Source organism: Acinetobacter sp. N1-1 (assembly GCF_056711485.1).
Genome location: NZ_JBWXUO010000021.1, coordinates 12,229 through 33,850 on the forward strand (window position 1 = coordinate 12,229; position 21,622 = coordinate 33,850).

The 21,622-nt window shown below is 32.3% G+C and carries 23 protein-coding genes and 4 pseudogenes; 5 read left to right on the forward strand and 22 right to left on the reverse strand.

Annotated elements, in window-relative coordinates; all coding sequences use genetic code 11:
* Positions 1–53: 53 nt before the first annotated feature.
* Together AC1MPL_RS12220 and AC1MPL_RS12225 are read right to left on the reverse strand one after the other, a co-directional pair.
* Positions 54–680 (reverse strand): annotated as a pseudogene (locus tag AC1MPL_RS12220) (IS6 family transposase); the annotation flags it as partial.
* Positions 681–868: 188 nt separating this feature from the next.
* On the reverse strand, positions 869–1,573 hold the full coding sequence (locus AC1MPL_RS12225; protein WP_479766301.1) for a 4'-phosphopantetheinyl transferase family protein: 705 nt from the start codon (positions 1,571–1,573) through the stop codon (positions 869–871).
* Positions 1,574–1,669: 96 nt separating this feature from the next.
* Between AC1MPL_RS12225 and AC1MPL_RS12230 the strand changes: the two genes are divergently transcribed.
* Positions 1,670–2,905 (forward strand): beta-ketoacyl synthase N-terminal-like domain-containing protein, encoded by a 1,236-nt coding sequence (locus AC1MPL_RS12230; protein WP_479766302.1) that lies wholly within the window; start codon positions 1,670–1,672, stop codon positions 2,903–2,905.
* Positions 2,906–2,970: 65 nt separating this feature from the next.
* Here the strand turns inward: AC1MPL_RS12230 and AC1MPL_RS12235 are convergent, their stop codons facing one another.
* Genes AC1MPL_RS12235 through AC1MPL_RS12265 form a run of 7 tightly spaced genes read right to left on the reverse strand, consistent with a single transcriptional unit; the run spans position 2,971 to position 8,523 of the window.
* Positions 2,971–3,870 carry a metal-dependent hydrolase gene (locus AC1MPL_RS12235; protein ID WP_479766303.1) on the reverse strand — a complete coding sequence of 300 codons (900 nt, stop codon included), beginning with the start codon at positions 3,868–3,870 and terminating at the stop codon, positions 2,971–2,973.
* Between the two features lie 59 nt (positions 3,871–3,929).
* Positions 3,930–4,856 carry a hypothetical protein gene (locus AC1MPL_RS12240; protein ID WP_479766304.1) on the reverse strand — a complete coding sequence of 309 codons (927 nt, stop codon included), beginning with the start codon at positions 4,854–4,856 and terminating at the stop codon, positions 3,930–3,932.
* Positions 4,850–5,575 (reverse strand): SDR family NAD(P)-dependent oxidoreductase, encoded by a 726-nt coding sequence (locus tag AC1MPL_RS12245; protein ID WP_479766305.1) that lies wholly within the window; start codon positions 5,573–5,575, stop codon positions 4,850–4,852. Before AC1MPL_RS12245 ends, AC1MPL_RS12240 begins: the two co-directional genes overlap by 7 nt.
* A 7-nt stretch (positions 5,576–5,582) precedes the next feature.
* Positions 5,583–6,335, reverse strand: coding sequence for a MaoC/PaaZ C-terminal domain-containing protein (locus tag AC1MPL_RS12250; protein WP_479766306.1), 753 nt, complete (start codon positions 6,333–6,335; stop codon positions 5,583–5,585).
* On the reverse strand, positions 6,329–7,588 hold the full coding sequence (locus AC1MPL_RS12255) for a beta-ketoacyl-[acyl-carrier-protein] synthase family protein (protein WP_479766307.1): 1,260 nt from the start codon (positions 7,586–7,588) through the stop codon (positions 6,329–6,331). Before AC1MPL_RS12255 ends, AC1MPL_RS12250 begins: the two co-directional genes overlap by 7 nt.
* Positions 7,589–7,593: 5 nt before the next feature.
* Positions 7,594–7,830, reverse strand: a complete 237-nt coding sequence (locus tag AC1MPL_RS12260) for an acyl carrier protein (RefSeq protein WP_479766308.1) — start codon at positions 7,828–7,830, stop codon at positions 7,594–7,596.
* Positions 7,831–7,851: 21 nt separating this feature from the next.
* Positions 7,852–8,523: a flavin reductase family protein gene (locus tag AC1MPL_RS12265; protein WP_479766309.1), complete on the reverse strand. Its 672-nt coding sequence runs from the start codon at positions 8,521–8,523 to the stop codon at positions 7,852–7,854.
* Positions 8,524–9,126: 603 nt separating this feature from the next.
* On the opposite strand from AC1MPL_RS12265, the gene repM reads away from it, so the two are divergent.
* The 3 genes from repM (at position 9,127) to AC1MPL_RS12280 (ending at position 11,185) form a co-directional block, all read left to right on the forward strand.
* Positions 9,127–10,071 carry a replication initiation protein RepM gene (gene repM, locus AC1MPL_RS12270; RefSeq protein WP_479766310.1) on the forward strand — a complete coding sequence of 315 codons (945 nt, stop codon included), beginning with the start codon at positions 9,127–9,129 and terminating at the stop codon, positions 10,069–10,071.
* Between the two features lie 164 nt (positions 10,072–10,235).
* Complete coding sequence (locus AC1MPL_RS12275; RefSeq protein WP_479766311.1) at positions 10,236–10,877, forward strand: AAA family ATPase; 642 nt, start codon at positions 10,236–10,238, stop codon at positions 10,875–10,877.
* The gene (locus AC1MPL_RS12280; RefSeq protein WP_479766312.1) at positions 10,877–11,185 is read left to right on the forward strand and encodes a hypothetical protein; all 309 of its coding nucleotides are present in this window, start codon (positions 10,877–10,879) and stop codon (positions 11,183–11,185) included. Before AC1MPL_RS12275 ends, AC1MPL_RS12280 begins: the two co-directional genes overlap by 1 nt.
* Positions 11,186–11,489: 304 nt before the next feature.
* Here the strand turns inward: AC1MPL_RS12280 and AC1MPL_RS12285 are convergent, their stop codons facing one another.
* From AC1MPL_RS12285 to AC1MPL_RS12345, 13 genes and pseudogenes are all read right to left on the reverse strand, one after another.
* Positions 11,490–11,903 carry a TIR domain-containing protein gene (locus AC1MPL_RS12285; protein ID WP_479766313.1) on the reverse strand — a complete coding sequence of 138 codons (414 nt, stop codon included), beginning with the start codon at positions 11,901–11,903 and terminating at the stop codon, positions 11,490–11,492.
* Positions 11,879–12,721: a RipA family octameric membrane protein gene (locus AC1MPL_RS12290; RefSeq protein WP_479766314.1), complete on the reverse strand. Its 843-nt coding sequence runs from the start codon at positions 12,719–12,721 to the stop codon at positions 11,879–11,881. Before AC1MPL_RS12290 ends, AC1MPL_RS12285 begins: the two co-directional genes overlap by 25 nt.
* Positions 12,722–12,792: 71 nt before the next feature.
* Positions 12,793–13,632: pseudogene (locus AC1MPL_RS12295) on the reverse strand (IS3 family transposase); the annotation flags it as partial.
* Positions 13,633–13,672: 40 nt separating this feature from the next.
* A protein-coding gene (locus tag AC1MPL_RS12300; protein ID WP_479764079.1) for an IS3 family transposase occupies positions 13,673–14,838 on the reverse strand; the annotation gives its coding sequence in 2 pieces (ribosomal slippage) (positions 13,673–14,580 and positions 14,580–14,838; 1,167 coding nt in all).
* 53 nt (positions 14,839–14,891) lie between these two features.
* Positions 14,892–15,113, reverse strand: a complete 222-nt coding sequence (locus tag AC1MPL_RS12305; RefSeq protein WP_479766291.1) for a hypothetical protein — start codon at positions 15,111–15,113, stop codon at positions 14,892–14,894.
* A gap of 245 nt (positions 15,114–15,358) precedes the next feature.
* Positions 15,359–16,524 (reverse strand): IS3 family transposase gene (locus tag AC1MPL_RS12310; RefSeq protein ID WP_479764079.1). Its coding sequence is split into 2 segments (ribosomal slippage): positions 15,359–16,266 and positions 16,266–16,524, totalling 1,167 coding nucleotides; the frame shifts between segments, so codons are not numbered across the junction.
* The gene (locus tag AC1MPL_RS12315; protein WP_479766292.1) at positions 16,487–16,999 is read right to left on the reverse strand and encodes a hypothetical protein; all 513 of its coding nucleotides are present in this window, start codon (positions 16,997–16,999) and stop codon (positions 16,487–16,489) included. Before AC1MPL_RS12315 ends, AC1MPL_RS12310 begins: the two co-directional genes overlap by 38 nt.
* 189 nt (positions 17,000–17,188) lie before the next feature.
* Positions 17,189–17,881: pseudogene (locus AC1MPL_RS12320) on the reverse strand (IS6 family transposase).
* A gap of 99 nt (positions 17,882–17,980) precedes the next feature.
* Positions 17,981–18,334, reverse strand: a complete 354-nt coding sequence (locus AC1MPL_RS12325; protein ID WP_479766293.1) for a hypothetical protein — start codon at positions 18,332–18,334, stop codon at positions 17,981–17,983.
* Positions 18,335–18,336: 2 nt separating this feature from the next.
* The gene (locus AC1MPL_RS12330) at positions 18,337–18,654 is read right to left on the reverse strand and encodes a type II toxin-antitoxin system Phd/YefM family antitoxin (RefSeq protein WP_479766294.1); all 318 of its coding nucleotides are present in this window, start codon (positions 18,652–18,654) and stop codon (positions 18,337–18,339) included.
* A gap of 73 nt (positions 18,655–18,727) precedes the next feature.
* Positions 18,728–19,321 carry a recombinase family protein gene (locus AC1MPL_RS12335; RefSeq protein WP_479766295.1) on the reverse strand — a complete coding sequence of 198 codons (594 nt, stop codon included), beginning with the start codon at positions 19,319–19,321 and terminating at the stop codon, positions 18,728–18,730.
* 145 nt (positions 19,322–19,466) lie between these two features.
* Positions 19,467–20,626: pseudogene (locus AC1MPL_RS12340) on the reverse strand (IS3 family transposase).
* Positions 20,627–20,756: 130 nt separating this feature from the next.
* Positions 20,757–21,002, reverse strand: coding sequence for a helix-turn-helix domain-containing protein (locus AC1MPL_RS12345; protein ID WP_479766296.1), 246 nt, complete (start codon positions 21,000–21,002; stop codon positions 20,757–20,759).
* 144 nt (positions 21,003–21,146) lie between these two features.
* Here AC1MPL_RS12345 and AC1MPL_RS12350 point away from each other — a divergent pair, with 144 nt between their 5' ends.
* Positions 21,147–21,389, forward strand: coding sequence for a hypothetical protein (locus AC1MPL_RS12350; RefSeq protein WP_479766297.1), 243 nt, complete (start codon positions 21,147–21,149; stop codon positions 21,387–21,389).
* Positions 21,390–21,622 lie beyond the last annotated feature (233 nt).

Below are 21,622 nucleotides of genomic sequence, written 5' to 3' on the forward strand. Positions count from 1 at the left end.
AAAAAAGGAATGTTTTATGAGAAAGTTAAAGAAAGCGGTGACGAAAGAATAAGTTTTTGAAGCATGTGTATCCATTCAATGCCGGATAAAATAATCTTGGCACACCTGAATGATTTAAATCCTATATGGGTCGAATGCGTCTCTTAATGAGTCGATGATCTTGTTCCTCTCGGTTATTTAAGTATTTATTTTGCCGTATTTTGAGGAGGCTGATCGTCGAATCAGTATTTCGATTCAGATGACGTAATACGGCATGATTTGCTACGCTATGATCAATCGTCACCGTATAGGTGTCCATTGTAACGTATGGCTTGATGGAAGAATCTTAAAGCTGTACGGGTATTGCGCTTAGCTGTCAGCAAGAAGTCGATGGTTTGCCCTTGTGAATTTACTGCCCGATACAAATACCTCCATTGTCCTTTAACCTTGATATAGTTTCCATCCATCCGCCAATGTGTCCCTACTGCTTTTTTATGTTTTTTGAAGGCCTGATCAAGTAAAGGAGTTAAGCGAATAACCCATCTATGCAAGGTTGAATGATCGATATCAGCCCCACGCTCTTTCATTATTTCCTCAAGGTCTCTTAAGCTCAATGCATAGCTCAGATACCAGCGTAAGCATTGTGCAATCACGTCTGTTGGATAATGAAGGCGTTTAAATGCTTGGGAAATAATGCTCATTGAATGACTGTAAATTTAATCAGTTTAGCAAACTTTCCTTAATGCGACAGAACCCATATTTATGCAACTTTGATTGCTTATTAATGTACTGCAACTAAACCTAAAGTTCAGGACTTGTAAATGATTTCTTATCCGTGATTCGGGTTATATAAATTAGTTTAGATATTAACTCTTTTTACAAAAAATCCTTAGAAATCCACTATACCTGTAAAAATGTAGTCATTTCTATAGTGATAAAATCCTGAAAATTTCTGTCCCATAGTTACTTTTTCTGAAAGTGATTTTCTAATACAAATTAAGAATGTTCCACTATTATTAGTACCATAAATTTCTGTAATAGAAATAGCATCAAAGTAGAAGCTAAAATTAATTTTTGGATATAATAATTTGAATAAACTCTCTTTAGCAGAAAATATAATATGCTGAAATATACATTTATCTATTATATTGTTTTTTAAAATTAATTTTTTTTCATCTAAATTTAATACTCCACTTTCAAATATTTTAATATTCTTACTATTTAAATATTCAATATCTATTCCAACAGATTTTATTTTATTTTTTTTACCGACTAAAGATACAGTTCTATCTTTAGAGTGAGAAATAGAACCAAAAAAACCTACTGGCCAAATAGGTTGCCCATGTTCACCTATATTAATCTTATGATTATATATCTCTAAATTTTTTAGATTAGATAAGCTACAATATCTACCAGAAAAAAAATCTGATTTTCTCTTTTTAGTAGAATCCTTGATCTTTTCTGGCAAAAAAATATCAAACTTTGTGAATAGGTTATCATTGTAATTTTCAAGGTTAGTATGGAGTATACTAAATGATATCTCATTACTTATTATTAGAGTTTTATTTTTTATAAAGTATGAATTTTTATTCATTATAAGCCAATGTTAAGTTAATGATAATGGACTATAATACCATTATTATAAGTAAATCATTTTAATATTGTATTAAGATAATTAGGAGAAATAAAAATGCAAAGAGTTGTAATTACTGGTATGGGGATTAACTCATGTATAGGAAATACTTTGGATCAAGTGACAGAGTCACTAAGATTAGGTAGGTCAGGTATTACTTTTAATGAAAAATATGCACAATTAAATCTTAAAAGTCAAGTTAGTGGTTATACTCCAAAATACTTTATGGGTATTAATGAAAAATTTAAAAGATCTATGGGTATATGTGCCATGTATGCTTATAATTCTGCTATCAATGCAATTGAAAATGCTAATTTAGATATCGCAGAATTAGCAAATAATCCAAGATATGGCATTATTGGTGGAACAGGAGGTAGTTCAACAGCTTCTATCATTGAAATGAAAGATACTTTGACAGAGTATGGTGCTAGAAAAATATCGCCAAATTTAGCACCTCGTTATATAAATAATACAATTAGTTCTAATATTGCTTTAGCTTTAAAATTACAAGGTATTACACAATCTATTGCTAGTGCTTGTGCAACATCGGCAGATGCAATTGGGTACGCCTATAATCTAATTGCTTTAGGTAAACAAGATTTAATGTTAGCAGGTGGAGGAGAAGAAGATCATTGGTCTCAAAGTGTTTTATTTGATGCTATGGGCGCATTAAGTTCTAAACATAATTCAGTTCCAAGTACAGCCTCTCGTCCTTATTCAAAAGATAGTGATGGTTTTGTTATAGCTAGTGGAGGAGGAATAGTTATATTAGAATCATTAGAACATGCTCTTAATAGAAAAGCTCCAATATTAGCCGAATTAGTTGGCTATGCAGCCAATAGTGATGGTCATGATATGGTTTCACCTAGTGGAGAAGGCGCTACTAGATGTATTAGATTAGCAGTTGATGAAGCTAAAAGGACCCATAATATCCGTAAAATTGATTATATTAATACTCATGGAACTTCAACTCCTGCTGGAGATATTCCAGAGTTGCTTGCGATTGAAAGAGCCTTTAATAATATAGAGAAAGTACCTCCATTAAGTTCAACAAAATCAATGACTGGGCATAGTTTAGGTGCTGCGGGAGTTCATGAAGCAATTTATTCTATTCTAATGTTAAAAAATAATTTTATTGCTCCAAGTATTAATATTACAGAGCTAAGAGAGGATGCCAAAAAGTTTGACATTGTACAGCAGATGAGAGAAATTGAACTTAATACTATAATGAGTAACAGTTTTGGATTTGGTGGAGTGAATACTTGCCTAATTTTTAACAAATGGAAAGACTAATATATTATATAACTTTAGAAAAGGCGTAGATTAATTTGCGCCTTTATTAAAAGTAAATTATAACTTTAGATTTCATTCATTAGAATTTTTTTTCTTAGTTCAGGTTCCCAGTAGTTATCCCATTGATCAACTATATAGTTTCTTTTCTGTAGGATATTAGATGAATTTAGGTTAAAATCTTCTTTAATATACTTATTTTGTAAAGACTTGGTTTCTTTTATGAAAGGAGATTGAGCAAATGTTTCATAGGTAATAGTCTTTCTAAAAAAATTTCCACAATAAATAGCAGAGACTATTGCTTCATCATCATCTTTTGTAAATTCTTGAATTTCCGATTTAATCGTATCTTTTGTCCATAGTTTATTGCCGGAAATTGTTTCGTAAATATCTACAGCTACATCACAGTGTTCTATTTCCTCTGTAAAATGATACGCCAACAAGTAAAGAAAACTAAGGTTTTGTGAAATATTTAGAGTTCTCTTAAAGTTTCTTCCAAAAAAAAATTGTTCAAAAAAAACAAAACTGGAGATACAATTTTTACTTTCAAAAATAGCTATTTTTCTTAAAGCATAACATAATGCTTCATGTGAACCACATTGAACTTCTTTTATAAGGTGATTGTAGTTTTTTTGATGTATATCTTGATAAAATGAATAAACCCTTGGGTGCCCCAAATTTGTTTTAATAACTTTTTCACATAAAAAAGCATTAACTATTTTATGATATCTAGCATGATGCATCTCTTGTTTAATAAATATATCATCTTTAGCCTTTAAATTTAAATTTATAAGATACTTATTATAATGGTTGCTAATAAACTTGCAGAAATACTCTATATGTTCAAGATAAAAAGAATATCCTAATCCTATTAAAGATGTTATTTCATCAAATGCCCAATTATAATTTAAATTATTATCTTTGATAATTGTCGACTTTAGGTCGAAAGGTATACGTCTAATTTTCATTTATTAAATCACTTAATTATTTACAGTGTTATAGAGGGCTTTAAATAAAGCCCTTACAATTACAAGAAAAGAATATTATCTTCAGCTTCTTTTGAAAAAACAGCTCGATTTTGACCTATACCTTTAACAAGGAATTTAATATGTTGTTCTTTAATTTGTTCATCTGTATAAGGATTTTTTTTACCAAATATAGTATTCATAATTTGACTCTTCTTTTTAATGATTCTATCAACAGCACCTTGTCCTCTCTTTGCTGGTAAAAACAATTTCATGAGCTTATTTTGACCTTCAAAATATGTTTCGTGCACCATTGCATTATGATATGTAAGGCCAACACTAATTGTTTCCAAAGCACGTTTCATATGATATTCATCTGATTTAATTAAATCAGTAATAACTGCTAACCATGCTTGAGTATGCCTTGCCTCATCTTTCATGATATTAGTAATTAGTTCTTGTAATTTTGTATGATGAACTTGTGAACGAAGATCTCGATATAATTCTGTATTCACGACTTCACCAAATAGATGAGCGAAAGTATAACTATATAAATCCCAATATTTTCTATCTAGATAACACCATATATATTTATTAGAATATTCTTGTACCGATAGTGTTTCTGTATACTTAAGATTTCCAGTTTGCACATAATGATTTGCTGTTGATAGTGCAATACCATGGCGCATTTCTTCATATGCAATAATATTCACATAAGCTAGAATTTGTCCCCAATCATTTTCCTTTCCTTTAGGATAACCATTTCTAATTTCTGTAAGAAGTAAATCATGAAATTGTACAGAAGAGGCTTGTCCTGAGTATTCACCTTCAGATAAACAGTCTAATAATTTAACAATTTTCCTATCATGGTCATCTAATTCTTTTAACCATTCCCAATCATAATAATTTGCATTCCAACGTTGTTCATCTGAAAGGCAACCAAAATGTACAATTGTATTTATACCTTTAGAAATATCTGTTTTTAGCATGATAGACCACCATCAACAATTAAATTTTGTCCTGTTATATAATCACTATCTCTACTTAATAAATAAGAAACTAGCCCTGAAATATTTTCAGGCTTACCAAATTTACGTAGAGGGATTGTTTTTTTTAAACTCATTTTATTTTCAATTTTATCAGTCATATCACTTTCAATAAAACCAGGTAAAATATTATTAACAGTAACATTAAATCTAGCAACTTCTAAAGATAATGACTTTACTAAACCATTTAGTGCTGATTTTGTTGATGAGTATCCAGTCTGTCCAATATTTCCTTTAATACTAGCAATTGAACTAATATTAATTATACGGCCTTCTGAATTTTCCATCATAGATGGTAGAAAGGCTCTGGTAATATTTAGTGTTGGAAATAAATTGTTTTCAAATAATGAAAAAATACTATTTTCTGTAGTATTTATAAATAATTGATCTATATTAATTCCAGAATTATTGATAACAGCATAAGGAGCTCCATACTCTTGTACTAAGTATGTACAAAGCTGTGAAATACTATTAGAGTCTGAGCTATCACATTTATATGATTGTACATCTAATCCTTCTTTCTGCATTGATGTAACAATTTCTTTTGCTCTATCTTCGCTTTTTTTATATGTAAAAATTACTTTATAATCTTGAGAGAGACGATCTACAATAGCCTTACCAATACCTCTAGTACCACCTGTAATAAAAACCCACTTTTTCATAAAAATCTCAAAATAATTTGGCTAAAAGTCCCATTTCTGTCGTAATAATAAGTTCATCCTTATCGTATAAATTCAATAAAACTGATGCATAAATATTATTATCGACTCTAACTAAATCTTTTCCTAAACAACTATATGAAAATTCATCAAAATTAAATTTTTCTTGAATCTTATCAGAATACACAGTTAAACTATGATTAACTTGATATACAACATAAGACTCTGGATTTAGTCCTTCATCTTGTAAGAATTTGCTTACATTATGTGCTAGCGGTGATTTTCTATTATTTTGAATATATATTGAGAATAATATACCATCCCAGAATATCAAGTTATTATTATCAGTACCTTTTATCTTTCTAAATAGCTGATATTTTTTACGTAAGATTTCTTCTGTAAAAAAAGATAAAATAGGATATTTTTTCAGTAAACTATAGTCAGAAGATTTTATGCTCTTAGTTTTTCCTAAATATAAGCATTTATTTTCATATTTTAATGAAATCTTATCGTTAAGATATAAAAACTCTAATGTTTCATTCATTGGTACTGAGTTTTTTAAAGTAATTTGAATGCTATTAGCATTAGTATCTAGATTTTTTAAAAATATAGATTTCATAGGTAACATAGCAAGCATGCCATGTACAATACATCCATCTAATCCATTACTTAAAGCAAACTCACTATCAAAATGGATAGGATTTCTATCTCCTGAAAAATCAGCCCATAGTTCTAAATCCTCTTGATTATAACTAATCAACATTCTGGATACCCTCTAATAATTAGAGAACTATTTGTTCCACCAAATCCATAATTAATATTTAATACATTATTTACTTTATCTAACCTTCTATGTTTATTAGGTATATAATCTAAATCACAATCTGGATCCTGATCATTTAGATTTATTGTTGCTGGAGCAATCTTCTCTTTTAATGTTTGCAAACAGAAAATAGTTTCCATGGCACCTGCAGCACCTATTAAATGTCCTGTATATGATTTAGTACTAGAGATAGGGATATTGTAAATTTTTTGGTGAAAGACTTTTTTCAAGGTCTTTGTTTCATTCAAATCATTCAAAGGTGTAGAAGTACCATGTGCATTAATATAATCAATATCATCAGCATCTAATTGAGCTTCTTCCATTGCTCTAATCAATGAAGTGTACCGTCCCATTAAATCATCTGCTGGAGCTGTTATATCAAAAGCATCAGAGCAGTTAGCATAACCAGTAATTTCTCCATAAATATGAGCACCACGTTCAAGAGCACTATCTAAAGTTTCTAAAACTACAGCAGCACTTCCTTCTGACAAAATAAATCCCGATCTATTACTATCAAAAGGACAACATGCTTTACTTTGGTACTTTTGTTCTTTACTTAATGCACCTAAAATGTCTACGGACCAAACATTATACCTACCTCTAATACTCTCACTACCACCTGCTAGCATACATTTAACTTTACCGTTTTTAATTAACTCGTATGCATCGCCAATAGCAATATTTCCCGTAGCACAAGCAGCTACATGAGTGTTCTGATAACCTCTCATATTCCACAACATGGAGGCTGCTCCACTAAGTACGCTATGCATAGAAAAGATTGTACTGAAAGGTGATGCAAAACCAGAGGAAACATATAAATCATTATTTTCAATTGTTGAATCTACACCTCCCCATCCCGTACCAAAAATGATACCTCGATCAAAAGGTGAATATAATTTATCTAATGTTTCACAAGGATTTTTACCAAAAGCAGATTCCATAGCTTCGAGTGAAGCTATCATTCCTAACTTTGCAAATCTAGGTAAAAGCTTTAATATCTTTTTTGGTATATTTTTAGATGGTAATGGATCCTCTACAACTCCAAAGAATTTAGATACTATTGATGGATCATCACTAGGTATATATTCATACCCCATCTTATAATCTAAAATGGATTGCCAAATTTCATTTACATTTGAACCTAATGAACAAATACCACCTATACCAGTAATTACAACTCTATTATTATTCATAATTATTATTCAAATGACTTACAGAAAGTATAAAAATCACCCATAGTTGTAGGTTTTTGCTCAGATAGTTTATTTAAATCGATATTTATTCCTAATTCTTTTTTTAGTGCTACCTGAATACTTACATAATCTAGGCTTGCCAAATCAAGATCTTCAACTAATGTATTATTACTAAGACGATTAATATCAAAATCTGTGAGATCTTCAATTAAGTTGTTAACAATTTGTTCTATACCACTCATGACTTTATCCTTCTATTTAAATTAAAGTAAATTAGCACTACCAGACATAATTTCATTCATAATTTTTTTAACTTCATCAGTCATTGGTACTTCCATTGAGAAAGTATTATTAATAACTGTGTAATCAATATAACCCATTCTTCCTATTGGTTTAATTTTCGCTATATCGAGTAATCCTTTAGAAGTAATATAATTATCATCAATATGTATACGCATAACTTGGCCAATTATCATATCGACTGTACCCACATCACCATGACCAGGTATTGTAGTTGTTGATATGTATTTACATTCCATTTTACAAGGACTATCTTTTACCATTGGCACATTAGATAGTTCAGCTTTCTCTTTAATAATATTAGCAAGTTCAAATTCGTCTTCATTTGAAGGAACAATCATTGCGGATATATTCATAGCATCTTTTAAGTCTTCTGTAGCCATATTCCATACAAACCATCCTGTATCTTCAGCATTTACTGCTGAATCTTTTCTTTTGCCTCTAGGATAATGATTTGCACAGAACATAACTGTAGGCGGGTCAAATGTAATAATCCCACATTGACTAAATGGAGCTAAATTATGGTTGCCTCTTTTATCTGTTGTAGAAATCCAAGCAATAGGCCGAGGAATTACACAACTTCTAAATGGTGTATAAGGCAATGGACAGTTATTTTCTTGTGGATCATATTTCATATTAAAAGTCTGTGTTTTTTCTTATTTAAACACATTTTTTTTTGTAAAAAAATATTTTATACAGATATGTCTGTATATTAATAAATTATTTAAATACATATACTTAAATTACAATTATATACATTTAGTTATATTATTTTCTACTAACAGAGATTTAATTTTTATTAATATTCAAAAAAATTAGATAAAATAAACTATTTAACCCAAATCACGGATAATTATTTAAAATTTCTAAATACTAGGTTTTGTCGCAGTACATTGATGAGCAATCAAAGCCGTATAATCAAATGATAGATAAGATTAACCACTAATACTTTTGTTTAAATAATAATCCGTAAAAAGATTAAAAGTGTTTTTAAAAATAAGAGTAAAAAATAGAAAATATGCTTTTAATGTTTTTATTAATCTTTTAATGCTTTTAGACAAGCTCAATCTCCTGTGTGGCATATCCTGTAGCAGATATATCACTACAAATTCTTTGTTATATCACTACAAATTCTTTGTTATATCACTACAAATTCTTTGTTATATCACTACAAATTCTTTGTTATATCACTACATTAAATGATAATATAGTTGAATATAATTTTAGGTCATATAAATATGAAGAATAAACTTGTTGTAAAAGATAATATTTTAATTAATGCAAGCTACAATCTAGAATTAACAGAACAGCGTTTAATACTCCTTGCTATTGTTGATGCAAGGGAATCAACAGTAGAGCTAACATCGGATACCGTAATTCAAATTGAAGCAAAAAAATATGCAAAATCATTTAATACAACAAATGAAGCAGCGTATGCAGCATTAAAAAGTGCAGTAAACAGTTTTTTTGAAAGAAAGTTCTCATATAAAGAATATCGTGGAAGTGCAAACAAAGAGTTTATAGTGAAATCACGGTGGGTATCAACAATTGCATATTCAGACAATCTAGGGATACTTGAAATTACCTTTGCACCCAAAGTAATTCCTTTAATTACTCGGTTAGAAAAACACTTTACTAGCTATCAGCTCAAACAAATATCACAACTTTCCAGTAAATATGCAATACGTCTCTATGAGTTACTAATATCATGGCGTGAAGTTAAACAAACACCAATTTTAAAAATACTAGACTTTAGAGGAAAAATGGGTTTAGAAGAATATGAATACTCAAGAATGGATAACTTAAAACGAATTGTTATTGAGCCAGCAATTAAACAAATTAACAAATATACAGATATAAAAGTTGAATATGAACAATTTAAGGAAGGTCGCACCATCTCTGGTATAAAGTTCACATTTAAAGAAAAAATCATACATAAGAAAATAGAAATAACTAAAGAAAAAGGCAGAGATACTCCAGACTTATTTTCAAATATGACAGAAAAGCAAATTAGTTTTTTTGCCAAAAAATTAGCTTATGATGAGGCTTTCTCAAGCAAATATGCAAAAATTGGGGAAAATTATTCTGATTTTGAAGCCCGTTTAATCAAACAATTAAATGATATAAACTTTGTAAACAACCATTTAAGCGATCTACAAAAAGTAGGTTTTTTACTCAAATAGAACAATATATACTTTTAACTTATGTAACTTATGTAACTTATGTAACTTATGTAACTTATGTAACTTATGTAACTTATGTAACTTATGTAACTTATGTAACTTATGTAACTTATGTAACTTATGTGGTATACTTGATAGATAACTTTACTAGGGTTAAAAGAAAAATGATAATATTAGTTGGTGGTGAAAAAGGTGGTTCAGGCAAAAGCTGTTTAGCTCAAAACCTAGCAGTTTACTTACAAGCAAATAATCGAGACATATTATTGTTGGATGCAGACCCACAAGGAACAACAACCGACTGGGTAAAAGAACGTGACGAAAACACAACTGTAACAAATATTCCATCTGTTCAAGCAGCAGGAAATATAAGACAAGTACTCATAGATCTATCTAAACGCTATCAAGACATTATTATTGATGCAGGTGGGCAAGACTCAGAAGCACTTCGTTCTGCAATGACAATAGCAACACACATGCTTTTACCTTTCAGACCAAAAAGACGAGACTTAAAAACATTAGTTCATGTAGAAAAACTAATTCAGTTAGCAAAAGCAGTAAATCCTCAAATATATACACGAGCAGTCATTACACAGTGTCCAACACTGCCTAATCAGGCACAACGTATCTTAGATGCAAAGGACGCATGTGAGTCATTTGACCTAGTGACACTAAACCACTTTACATGCAATCGAAATATCTATGACGATGCAGACGAAAACGGTTTATCTGTTTTTGAAATGCCTGCTTCAGAAAAAGCAAAACAAGAAATTGAGGAAATTGCAAAAGAGTTTTTAGGAGAAATTTAATGGCTTTGAACGGTTTAAAAAAAGAACCACCTGTAAACAAAGATGATGTTGCTGTAAACGCTTTTATTTCAGGTGCAACGAAAGCGATAGATCAACTGACTCCACATCCAGTATCAAATGCTAAATTTAAGCGATATACCTTTTCCTTAACCGATGATGTGAGTATTGAGATAGATAATTTAAAATTAAGATGTCAGGTAGCTAAGGCCAACCGTTCTATTATTCTTAAAGCAGCAATAATGCAATTAACAAATTTATCAGACCAAGAGCTACAGAAGCTAATTACTCAAGAAGTAAAAGCGAAATAACAAAAAACAGGGTATTAGCCCTGTTTTTATTTAAAACCATACTGACCATGCAGCCACATCGTAAACTTTCTACAACAAAAATTAGTATGGATTAATAATGGTATAAAGTATTTTCATCGACACGATGTAAATTTTAAAAGCTTAAAGAGGCTAAATATTTATATGAGATGAGCCTAGAGAATGATCAACTTATGATTGTAGAAATAGATGATATTGGCTTCAATTTACCAAAATTTGAGCTTGGTTTTTTATAATTGTAAAGAAGCAATAAGTTAGTTCTTTACAAAATTGAAGTGAGGATGATTTATGTAATTTTCTCTGCTTTGATTGCATTCACCACAGATAAACCATTCCAAAAAACAATTTTCGTAGCATTGTTTTTAACAAATTCTGAGGTTCTTTCAGCCCTCCAAGGTTGAATCGCAATAATTTTTTTATTCATTTTTTTTGCCAATTCTACTTCAATTCTAATCCATTTACTATAGGTTGAATACACCCCTGCTAATACAATAATATTGGCACATTTATGCATTTGCGCTCTAATAGCTGCTTCTAATTCTTCATCGTTGTCTGCATCATGAACAGGATCATCTTTTGGAACACTAAAATTAGTGTAATCAAAATCTTCATCAACTTGATCATCAAGTAGTTTAATTAGCCGATCGTACTCATCACCGTACTTCCAACTGTGGCTTAAAAATAAATTATAATGTGACATAGTGTATATATACTCGTTTTTATGATTACTTCTTTATAAAATATGTATAATAAATATGCAAGTGATAAAGTAAGTATAAATTTCAGAACAGTATTAAATATATTTATAATTTGTTTTTCTACAACTGTGGTTGATTGATATTTAAGTTCATTCTGTAATATATCCCACTCTTCCTGAAAATGGTTGATACGTAGCTTTTTTTCTAATTTATAAATAATTTTAAATTTCCCCCTATTCAATATTCCGTAAGATTCAACCAGTTTTTCCCAAGAGTAAACTAAAAATAATGCAATTAACGTAATAAAAATAATAGCAATAACACCAGAGGGGCTAAAACTCGTTGACTTAAGAATTAAAAGACTAAGAGTCATTAATGATGCTAAGAGAGTAAAAAATAAAGTATGAATTTTACTTCTTTGATCAGTTACTTTTTCGGTTGAACTTACAAAAATTTTATAACTTTCTAAATTAATTTTTGTTATTTCAGTAAATTCAGATTGAGAAATAGAATTAAACTGCTCAATAGAATCTAATAATGGATACTGCAAAGAAAAAGAATTAGTTTCTTGCGTAGCGATAAAAGTAGGAAGTTTACAGCCAAATATAGGAAGATTAGCTTTGGTAGCCTCTTTAAGTTCCCACTTAATGTTTGCATTTTTAAGTGTATTTTCGCCTATCATGACAACAAAAAAATCGCTATTTATCAATTTTTCTTGTACTTTTTTTTTCCAATCACTTGATGAAATTCGTTCTTGTAGAATACAGTGTTCCTGATTTAAATCCTTTAATTGATGAAGTAAAGGGTCTACTAAATTCATTTCTTTAGATAAGTTTGCTACAAAACATCTGATGTGTGCTGAATTATCAGGAGACTTTCACTTGGGAGATTTTAGGCAGCCAACTTGCAAAAGTCCTCTGCCATTTGATTTGGTGTCTTAAAATCCAAACCTTTTTGAATTCTTCGTTGATTATAAAATAACTCTATGTATTTTGTAATCTCCGCTTTGGCTTCTTCCCTCGTTTTATAGCTATGATGATGCACCAATTCGTTTTTGAGTATGCCCCAGAAGCTTTCAATCGGTGCATTATCGTAACAATCGCCACGCTTGCTCATTGAACCCTGAAAGCCACATTTTTCAAGTAAGTTTCGATATTCATGACCGCAATATTGGCTGCCTCTGTCTGAATGCACAATGAGGTCCTTAGTTGGTTTTTGATTGCGAATAGCCATATTCAATGCATCACAAACAAGCTTGGCTGTCATACGCTCATTTAAGCTGTAGCCAACCACTTGTTTCGTGTAAAGGTCTTTTACAGCTGCTAAGTACAACCAGCCTTCAGTTGTCCATATATACGTAATATCACTCGACCACGCTTGATTTGGTTTAATCATTGAGAATTGTTGTTCAAGCAAATTTGGATAGATCGCTCGGTTATGGTCACTGTTCGTTGTTCTTTTGAAACGCTTGTGGCGCTTACAATACAGCTGATTTAACTTTTTTATCTGACGAACGGCATAGGCACTAATTTTTACGCCCTGAGCCTGTAAATGCTTGGTTAAACGAATATAGCCATAGCTCTGTTTCGTTTCCTCATGTGCTATTTTGACCAAAATTGCTTGTTGATTTCGCTGAATTGATTGTTTACTCACACCTTGTTTTAGCCAATCATAAAAGCATGAAACTGATACGTGAAGTAAGCGAGCCATCAAAATAATAGGAAATAAGTGATGTGTGCTGAATTATCAGGAGACTTTCACTTGGGAGATTTTAGGCAGCCAACTTGCAAAAGTCCTCTGCCATTTGATTTGGTGTCTTAAAATCCAAACCTTTTTGAATTCTTCGTTGATTATAAAATAACTCTATGTATTTTGTAATCTCCGCTTTGGCTTCTTCCCTCGTTTTATAGCTATGATGATGCACCAATTCGTTTTTGAGTATGCCCCAGAAGCTTTCAATCGGTGCATTATCGTAACAATCGCCACGCTTGCTCATTGAACCCTGAAAGCCACATTTTTCAAGTAAGTTTCGATATTCATGACCGCAATATTGGCTGCCTCTGTCTGAATGCACAATGAGGTCCTTAGTTGGTTTTTGATTGCGAATAGCCATATTCAATGCATCACAAACAAGCTTGGCTGTCATACGCTCATTTAAGCTGTAGCCAACCACTTGTTTCGTGTAAAGGTCTTTTACAGCTGCTAAGTACAACCAGCCTTCAGTTGTCCATATATACGTAATATCACTCGACCACGCTTGATTTGGTTTAATCATTGAGAATTGTTGTTCAAGCAAATTTGGATAGATCGCTCGGTTATGGTCACTGTTCGTTGTTCTTTTGAAACGCTTGTGGCGCTTACAATACAGCTGATTTAACTTTTTTATCTGACGAACGGCATAGGCACTAATTTTTACGCCCTGAGCCTGTAAATGCTTGGTTAAACGAATATAGCCATAGCTCTGTTTCGTTTCCTCATGTGCTATTTTGACCAAAATTGCTTGTTGATTTCGCTGAATTGATTGTTTACTCACACCTTGTTTTAGCCAATCATAAAAGCATGAAACTGATACGTGAAGTAAGCGAGCCATCAAAATAATAGGAAATAAGTGTCTTTGCGATTTCATATAGGCGTACCTTACTGACTTTCTTTGGCAAAGTACGCTGCTGCCTTTTTTAGAAATTCACGTTCCATTTCGGCTGTTTTAAGCTGCTGTTTAAGTTTTTTATTTTCTTCGAGTAAAGCATTTAGATCAGGTGAATACTGTTTTGTACCGGCTAAAGTCCCTGCCTTTGCCTTTGTATTCCAGTTCGAAAGGGTTTGCATGGAAATGCCGAGTTCTCTAGCTGTTTGGGATACATTGCCTTGATTGGCTTCTATTGCTTTGATCGCTTCAGCTTTAAATTCTGCCGTATACGTCTTGTGTTTCTTGCTCATGGTAAACTCCTGATGAGTATGTATAGTTTACCAAGTTAAACCCTCCTGTTTTTTCAGCAGACATCATTTAAACGTCTTACCAGTATTTTTAATTTTTCATCATACTTATAATGATATAAAAAAACAGCATCTCTATGTGTAAGACCCTTGGGTAAAATCACAAATTTTAATATGTTTTTTTCTTTTGCGATGTCAATAATTTGCTGGTCATGTGGAAGTAATTTTTTATTAATATCGTCAATTGAATATCGGCAAAGAATTCTTTTAATATCCATGCTATACCCATATAGTGTAATGAATAATAGAAGTGGATGTACTACGAAATCTTTATTATCATATTTAATGTTGATTAATTGATTCCGATCTTTTTCAGAAATTTGATTAAAGTATGATTTAAAATCAAAGGGAGTAGAATGAATTGTACTGTTATAATCAGGGTTTTTTGCAAGCTTTTGAGTTGTTAGTGCTTTATAAATAGTGATGTGTGCTGAATTATCAGGAGACTTTCACTTGGGAGATTTTAGGCAGCCAACTTGCAAAAGTCCTCTGCCATTTGATTTGGTGTCTTAAAATCCAAACCTTTTTGAATTCTTCGTTGATTATAAAATAACTCTATGTATTTTGTAATCTCCGCTTTGGCTTCTTCCCTCGTTTTATAGCTATGATGATGCACCAATTCGTTTTTGAGTATGCCCCAGAAGCTTTCAATCGGTGCATTATCGTAACAATCGCCACGCTTGCTCATTGAACCCTGAAAGCCACATTTTTCAAGTAAGTTTCGATATTCATGACCGCAATATTGGCTGCCTCTGTCTGAATGCACAATGAGGTCCTTAGTTGGTTTTTGATTGCGAATAGCCATATTCAATGCATCACAAACAAGCTTGGCTGTCATACGCTCATTTAAGCTGTAGCCAACCACTTGTTTCGTGTAAAGGTCTTTTACAGCTGCTAAGTACAACCAGCCTTCAGTTGTCCATATATACGTAATATCACTCGACCACGCTTGATTTGGTTTAATCATTGAGAATTGTTGTTCAAGCAAATTTGGATAGATCGCTCGGTTATGGTCACTGTTCGTTGTTCTTTTGAAACGCTTGTGGCGCTTACAATACAGCTGATTTAACTTTTTTATCTGACGAACGGCATAGGCACTAATTTTTACGCCCTGAGCCTGTAAATGCTTGGTTAAACGAATATAGCCATAGCTCTGTTTCGTTTCCTCATGTGCTATTTTGACCAAAATTGCTTGTTGATTTCGCTGAATTGATTGTTTACTCACACCTTGTTTTAGCCAATCATAAAAGCATGAAACTGATACGTGAAGTAAGCGAGCCATCAAAATAATAGGAAATAAGTGTCTTTGCGATTTCATATAGGCGTACCTTACTGACTTTCTTTGGCAAAGTACGCTGCTGCCTTTTTTAGAAATTCACGTTCCATTTCGGCTGTTTTAAGCTGCTGTTTAAGTTTTTTATTTTCTTCGAGTAAAGCATTTAGATCAGGTGAATACTGTTTTGTACCGGCTAAAGTCCCTGCCTTTGCCTTTGTATTCCAGTTCGAAAGGGTTTGCATGGAAATGCCGAGTTCTCTAGCTGTTTGGGATACATTGCCTTGATTGGCTTCTATTGCTTTGATCGCTTCAGCTTTAAATTCTGCCGTATACGTCTTGTGTTTCTTGCTCATGGTAAACTCCTGATGAGTATGTATAGTTTACCAAGTTAAACCCTCCTGTTTTTTCAGCAGACATCATAGAATATATCTCATAATTTTCTGTAACATTTATATCAAACGTTTCTATAGAAAACCTTTCTGTTGATTGTCCATCTTTCCAAATACTACCAAATGGCATTTTATGTAAAAAATTAATAGGAATTGAAATAGTAATATAAGAGTCATATATATTATCTCCTGTAGCATTCATATATATAGGTGCAGTCAAGTCAGCAAGGACTATATCAATATGAACAAGTGAATTATCAGAATTTGTATAAGTTTGTATTTTATGTTTATACCAAAGGACAACATATTCATGTTTAGGATTGTAGTAATAATTTGACTTATATCTTGATATGTTTTCTGTATTTTCCAGTAATTTAGAAAAATTAAAAGAATTTTTATAATATTCACGCTCGTATGCGTTCTCTGCAAAAAAATGCATAATTATGTTCTCGTTAGATTTTTTCTATTTATTTAGAATATTACCATTTATTTGTTATTTTTATACTTGGTGTGCAGTTTAGTTTTCCTAAAATTAACATAATCCTGATTATCTGAATTAAAAATGGAAGTATTAGCGGTTCTGTCACATTAAGGATTTAAAAGCGAATATTAGACTATTTTTGATATTTTACGTCATCAACAGATAGAATAATCTTATGGATGTGATTTCATCTTTGGATGTATTGAGTTGTCCTTTACGAAGCATGTGCATCCATTCAATGCCGGATAAAATAATCTTGGCACACCTGAATGATTTAAATCCTATATGGGTCGAATGCGTCTCTTAATGAGTCGATGATCTTGTTCCTCTCGGTTATTTAAGTATTTATTTTGCCGTATTTTGAGGAGGCTGATCGTCGAATCAGTATTTCGATTCAGATGACGTAATACGGCATGATTTGCTACGCTATGATCAATCGTCACCGTATAGGTGTCCATTGTAACGTATGGCTTGATGGAAGAATCTTAAAGCTGTACGGGTATTGCGCTTAGCTGTCAGCAAGAAGTCGATGGTTTGCCCTTGTGAATTTACTGCCCGATACAAATACCTCCATTGTCCTTTAACCTTGATATAGTTTCCATCCATCCGCCAATGTGTCCCTACTGCTTTTTTATGTTTTTTGAAGGCCTGATCAAGTAAAGGAGTTAAGCGAATAACCCATCTATGCAAGGTTGAATGATCGATATCAGCCCCACGCTCTTTCATTATTTCCTCAAGGTCTCTTAAGCTCAATGCATAGCTCAGATACCAGCGTAAGCATTGTGCAATCACGTCTGTTGGATAATGAAGGCGTTTAAATGCTTGGGAAATAGTGCTCATTGAGTGACTGTAAATTTAATCAGTTTAGCAAACTTTCCTTAATGCGACAGAACCTTAATTCTAGGTAATTCGCAACACACCCTAACACAATCTTAGCACCTAACCTCCTATGACTCGCTGTTTGTAATTTTTAATAAATTCAGCTAAATCTTGAATATCGCGTAAAGTTAATTGGCCCGTAAATTTCCCATATTTCATTACCTCTGTGAGTTCATAGCTTTGACCACTTTTAATATCTATATATGAGGGCACTTTTAAGCCAGCTTGTCTCCAATCCTTAATAGGATAGTACTGTTTCTTAATGAACTCTGATTTGTTGGTATATTTACTCGTAATAGAATCCAATACAACAAGCCCCAGCTTTACCTGACCTACTTCTACTGTATAGCGTTCTTTACCTTCTTTAGTGTTCCCAAAAGCTACAAAAATTTTGTAGATATCTCCTACAGCCATAACTACTTACCTTTGATCTCATGGAATACACCTAAAGCATCTGCTCGCATTTGTTTTAATGGTTGGTTTTCATATACAGATATTTCTAATAAATCAGCAGCCATTTGACGACCAAGCTCTTCCCTACGTGCCATTTCAAGTTCAGCTTGCATTGTTTGAAAATCCTCATAACTTAATACCACAGCTTCAGGAACATTGTTCGTGAATACAAAAACAGGCTTATGTGTTTCTTTTACACCTTGAACAATTTTAGTCCATGATTTGCGAACATCTGTTGCACTTGCTGTTGTACCATTAATAGAGTGCAATATATTTATCATTAAATTTACCTATATATTTATCATCAAATATAGTTTAATTGAAATCTTACTTAAGCGAAAGTAGCAAAAATACTCATATTTTTGCTACCCGATATACCGTTGCCACTCCTACGCCTACTGCTTTTGCAATTTCTTCCTTAGTCATACTATCAAGTGCCAGTAATTGCTTAATACGAGCATGTTTAGCGCGATTAGGAGCTTTTCCTTGAGGTTTATAGCCAGAACGTAGTAAACCCTGCTTAATGCGCTCTTTTCGCTTCTCATTATCCAATCTTGCCATTGTTGCAAGTAAATCAATTAGCATTGAGTTAATTACTGAAAGTATTTCACCTGTAATTCCATCTTGAGACAAATGATGCGTTGTTGGTAAATCAGCAACAACTAGTCTAATACCTTTTGCTTTAATCTGCTGTTTAAGTACATCAAAGTCTTTTTGGGATAACCTAGATAACCGATCTACACTTTCAACTAAGAGAACATCACTATTGTTAGATTCACTCAGTAACTTGTTTAACTCTGGACGAATAAGTTTTGTTCCTGAAAAGTTTTCAACGTATGAACAATAATTAGATGAGTAACTTTTACTGAAATTAATCAGATCATCTAGTGCTCTTTCTGCATCTTGATCTTTGGTAGATGCTCTTACATAAATTCTTACGACACTCATATCAATTAGACTTCAATATTTAAGTTGAGTAATAAAAATAAGATTTTGCATGATTTTTTATATAAATGATAGTCTAACGATAGTTTTTATAAAAATGATGAATTTTCTAACTTGGGTATAATCTAAAGATAAAGTGACAATGATCCTAGACAGAATTGTGGACATTCGATCTCTCTAAAGAGTTCAAATAGTTTTGTTCAAAAACCTCAGGGCTTAACCAACCATTTGCAGAATGTCTTCTAATCCGATTGTAGTAAATTTCAATATACTCAAACAAGACTGAATTGGCCTCTTTTCTTGTAGAAAATACACTGTCATATACAACATGCCCCTTTAATGTGTGGAAGAAACTTTCAGTCACTGCATTATCCCAACAGTTCCCTCGACGCGACATACTTTGGACCGCATCATTTGTCAGCAGTAAGGCTCTAAAATCACGGCTACAGTACTGGCTGCCTTGATCAGAGTGCACCATCATACCTTTAGGATAACCTTGACAGGCAAGTGCGTAGTTAAACGCATCACAGACCAATTGATGATCTATTCGTGTGCTTGTTTGCCAACCCACGATACGTCGACTAAACAATTCCAACATCACGCATAAATACAGCCAACCTTCCTTTGTGTGAATTTACGTAATATCAGTCGTCCAAACCTTATTTGGTTTAGGCACTGCAAATTGATGATTTAACAAGTTTGGTGCTGTTGGTAAACGGTGATTTGAATCCGTTGTATGCTTGTATTTACGGGCGACTTTACTACGTAATCTTAATTTGCTTAACATCCGACCCAAAGTACGCTCACTCATACTGTAGCCTAAATCATGCATATCATGGACAAGAGATGGGGCTCCTAAACGTGCATGGTGCTGCCAATAGGTTGATCTCAGATTATCATAGTCTTGCTTTAACCCATGTGCTCTTTTACGCCAAGCATAATAACCTGAAGGGCTAACAGCTAAACACTGACAAGCAGTCGCTAGAGTAATGCCCTGTATTCTCATCTTGTTAATTACCGTGTACTTTTCTTGGCTTGATCTGTCAGAAAGTACACATGTACTTTTTTTAGGATGTCATTGGCCTCTCTGAGCTGTTTGACTTCTTTTTCTAAATCCCGTATTCGCTATTGTTCAGGGGAAAGCTCTCGTTTCCTTGAGCCTTGAGGATTGGCCACGCGAATCCACTTGTCTAAAGTGGAGTAACCAACACCGAGTTTACCTGCAATTGTTGCTAATGGTTCATGTGCGTTCGCAAGTGCATAATTGATTGCTTGCTGTTTAAATTCCTGATTAAAGCGTCTAGCCATTTGTTCATCTCCAAAGTTAATTTTACGTTAGCTTTAGAGAGACTTTTTGTCCACTTTTTTGTCTAGGATCAAAAAAATAATCCATAAAAATGGGAGCAATTGAACTGCTTCCATTTTTTACACTCAATCTCTATTCAGATTGACTTTCTATACGAGTCTTTTCGTATTCCTGAACCTTTTTAAAAATTGGATAAAAATCAAAACCATCCTCTTTCATTGTTGAAATCAGAGATATAATCACAGCCAAGTGAGATGGTACATAACCAACTTTATTATAGTTAGTAATAGAGTTTGGTCTCATTCCTAATAATTCAGCAAATTCTTTAATTGATAGACCTGCTTTACCGATCAGTCTTTGGAATTCTTCGTAAGGCATGAGATTTAAGTTCAGCAACAAATAAAAGAGAATTATAGCATAAGCATAATATTTACAATAAGCACACAATAAATTGTGCTTAACACATATTTTTATGTGTTTTAATTATCTCTATCAGGTATCTATACCCTTAGGAGGTTTGTTATGAATTATTTTACATCACCCAAATTATTTATATCACCAAAAGTAAAAAAACTTGGTTTAGAGTTGATTCAAGAGTTCTATATTCAACAAACTGCTCGTTTGGCATTTTATTTAGACGTTAATCCTTCTTTTAATGGTCATGAAGCTGTATTTTTTTGGATTAGAAACTATCTAGAGGAATACCCTGAAGCTAGTTTTTCTGAAATTAGAAATCATTTTACTCGTCTAGTACCTCAATATTAGCCATTTTTCACTCCTATTAGCGGTACTTAAGTAAGAATAAGTACCGTTTTAAGATATATTATAGTCCTTCTCTTGTTCATATATTTTTTACGTTCTTAATTTTTAATTTCTTTTCAGTTGCTGCCATTTAGCAAATTTAGCCTCGTAATATGGTTTATCAAGTTAATAGCAATTTTCTGCACGTATACGATTAATTCATATAATTATTTTTCGGTATAACTTAAGCTGTCCAT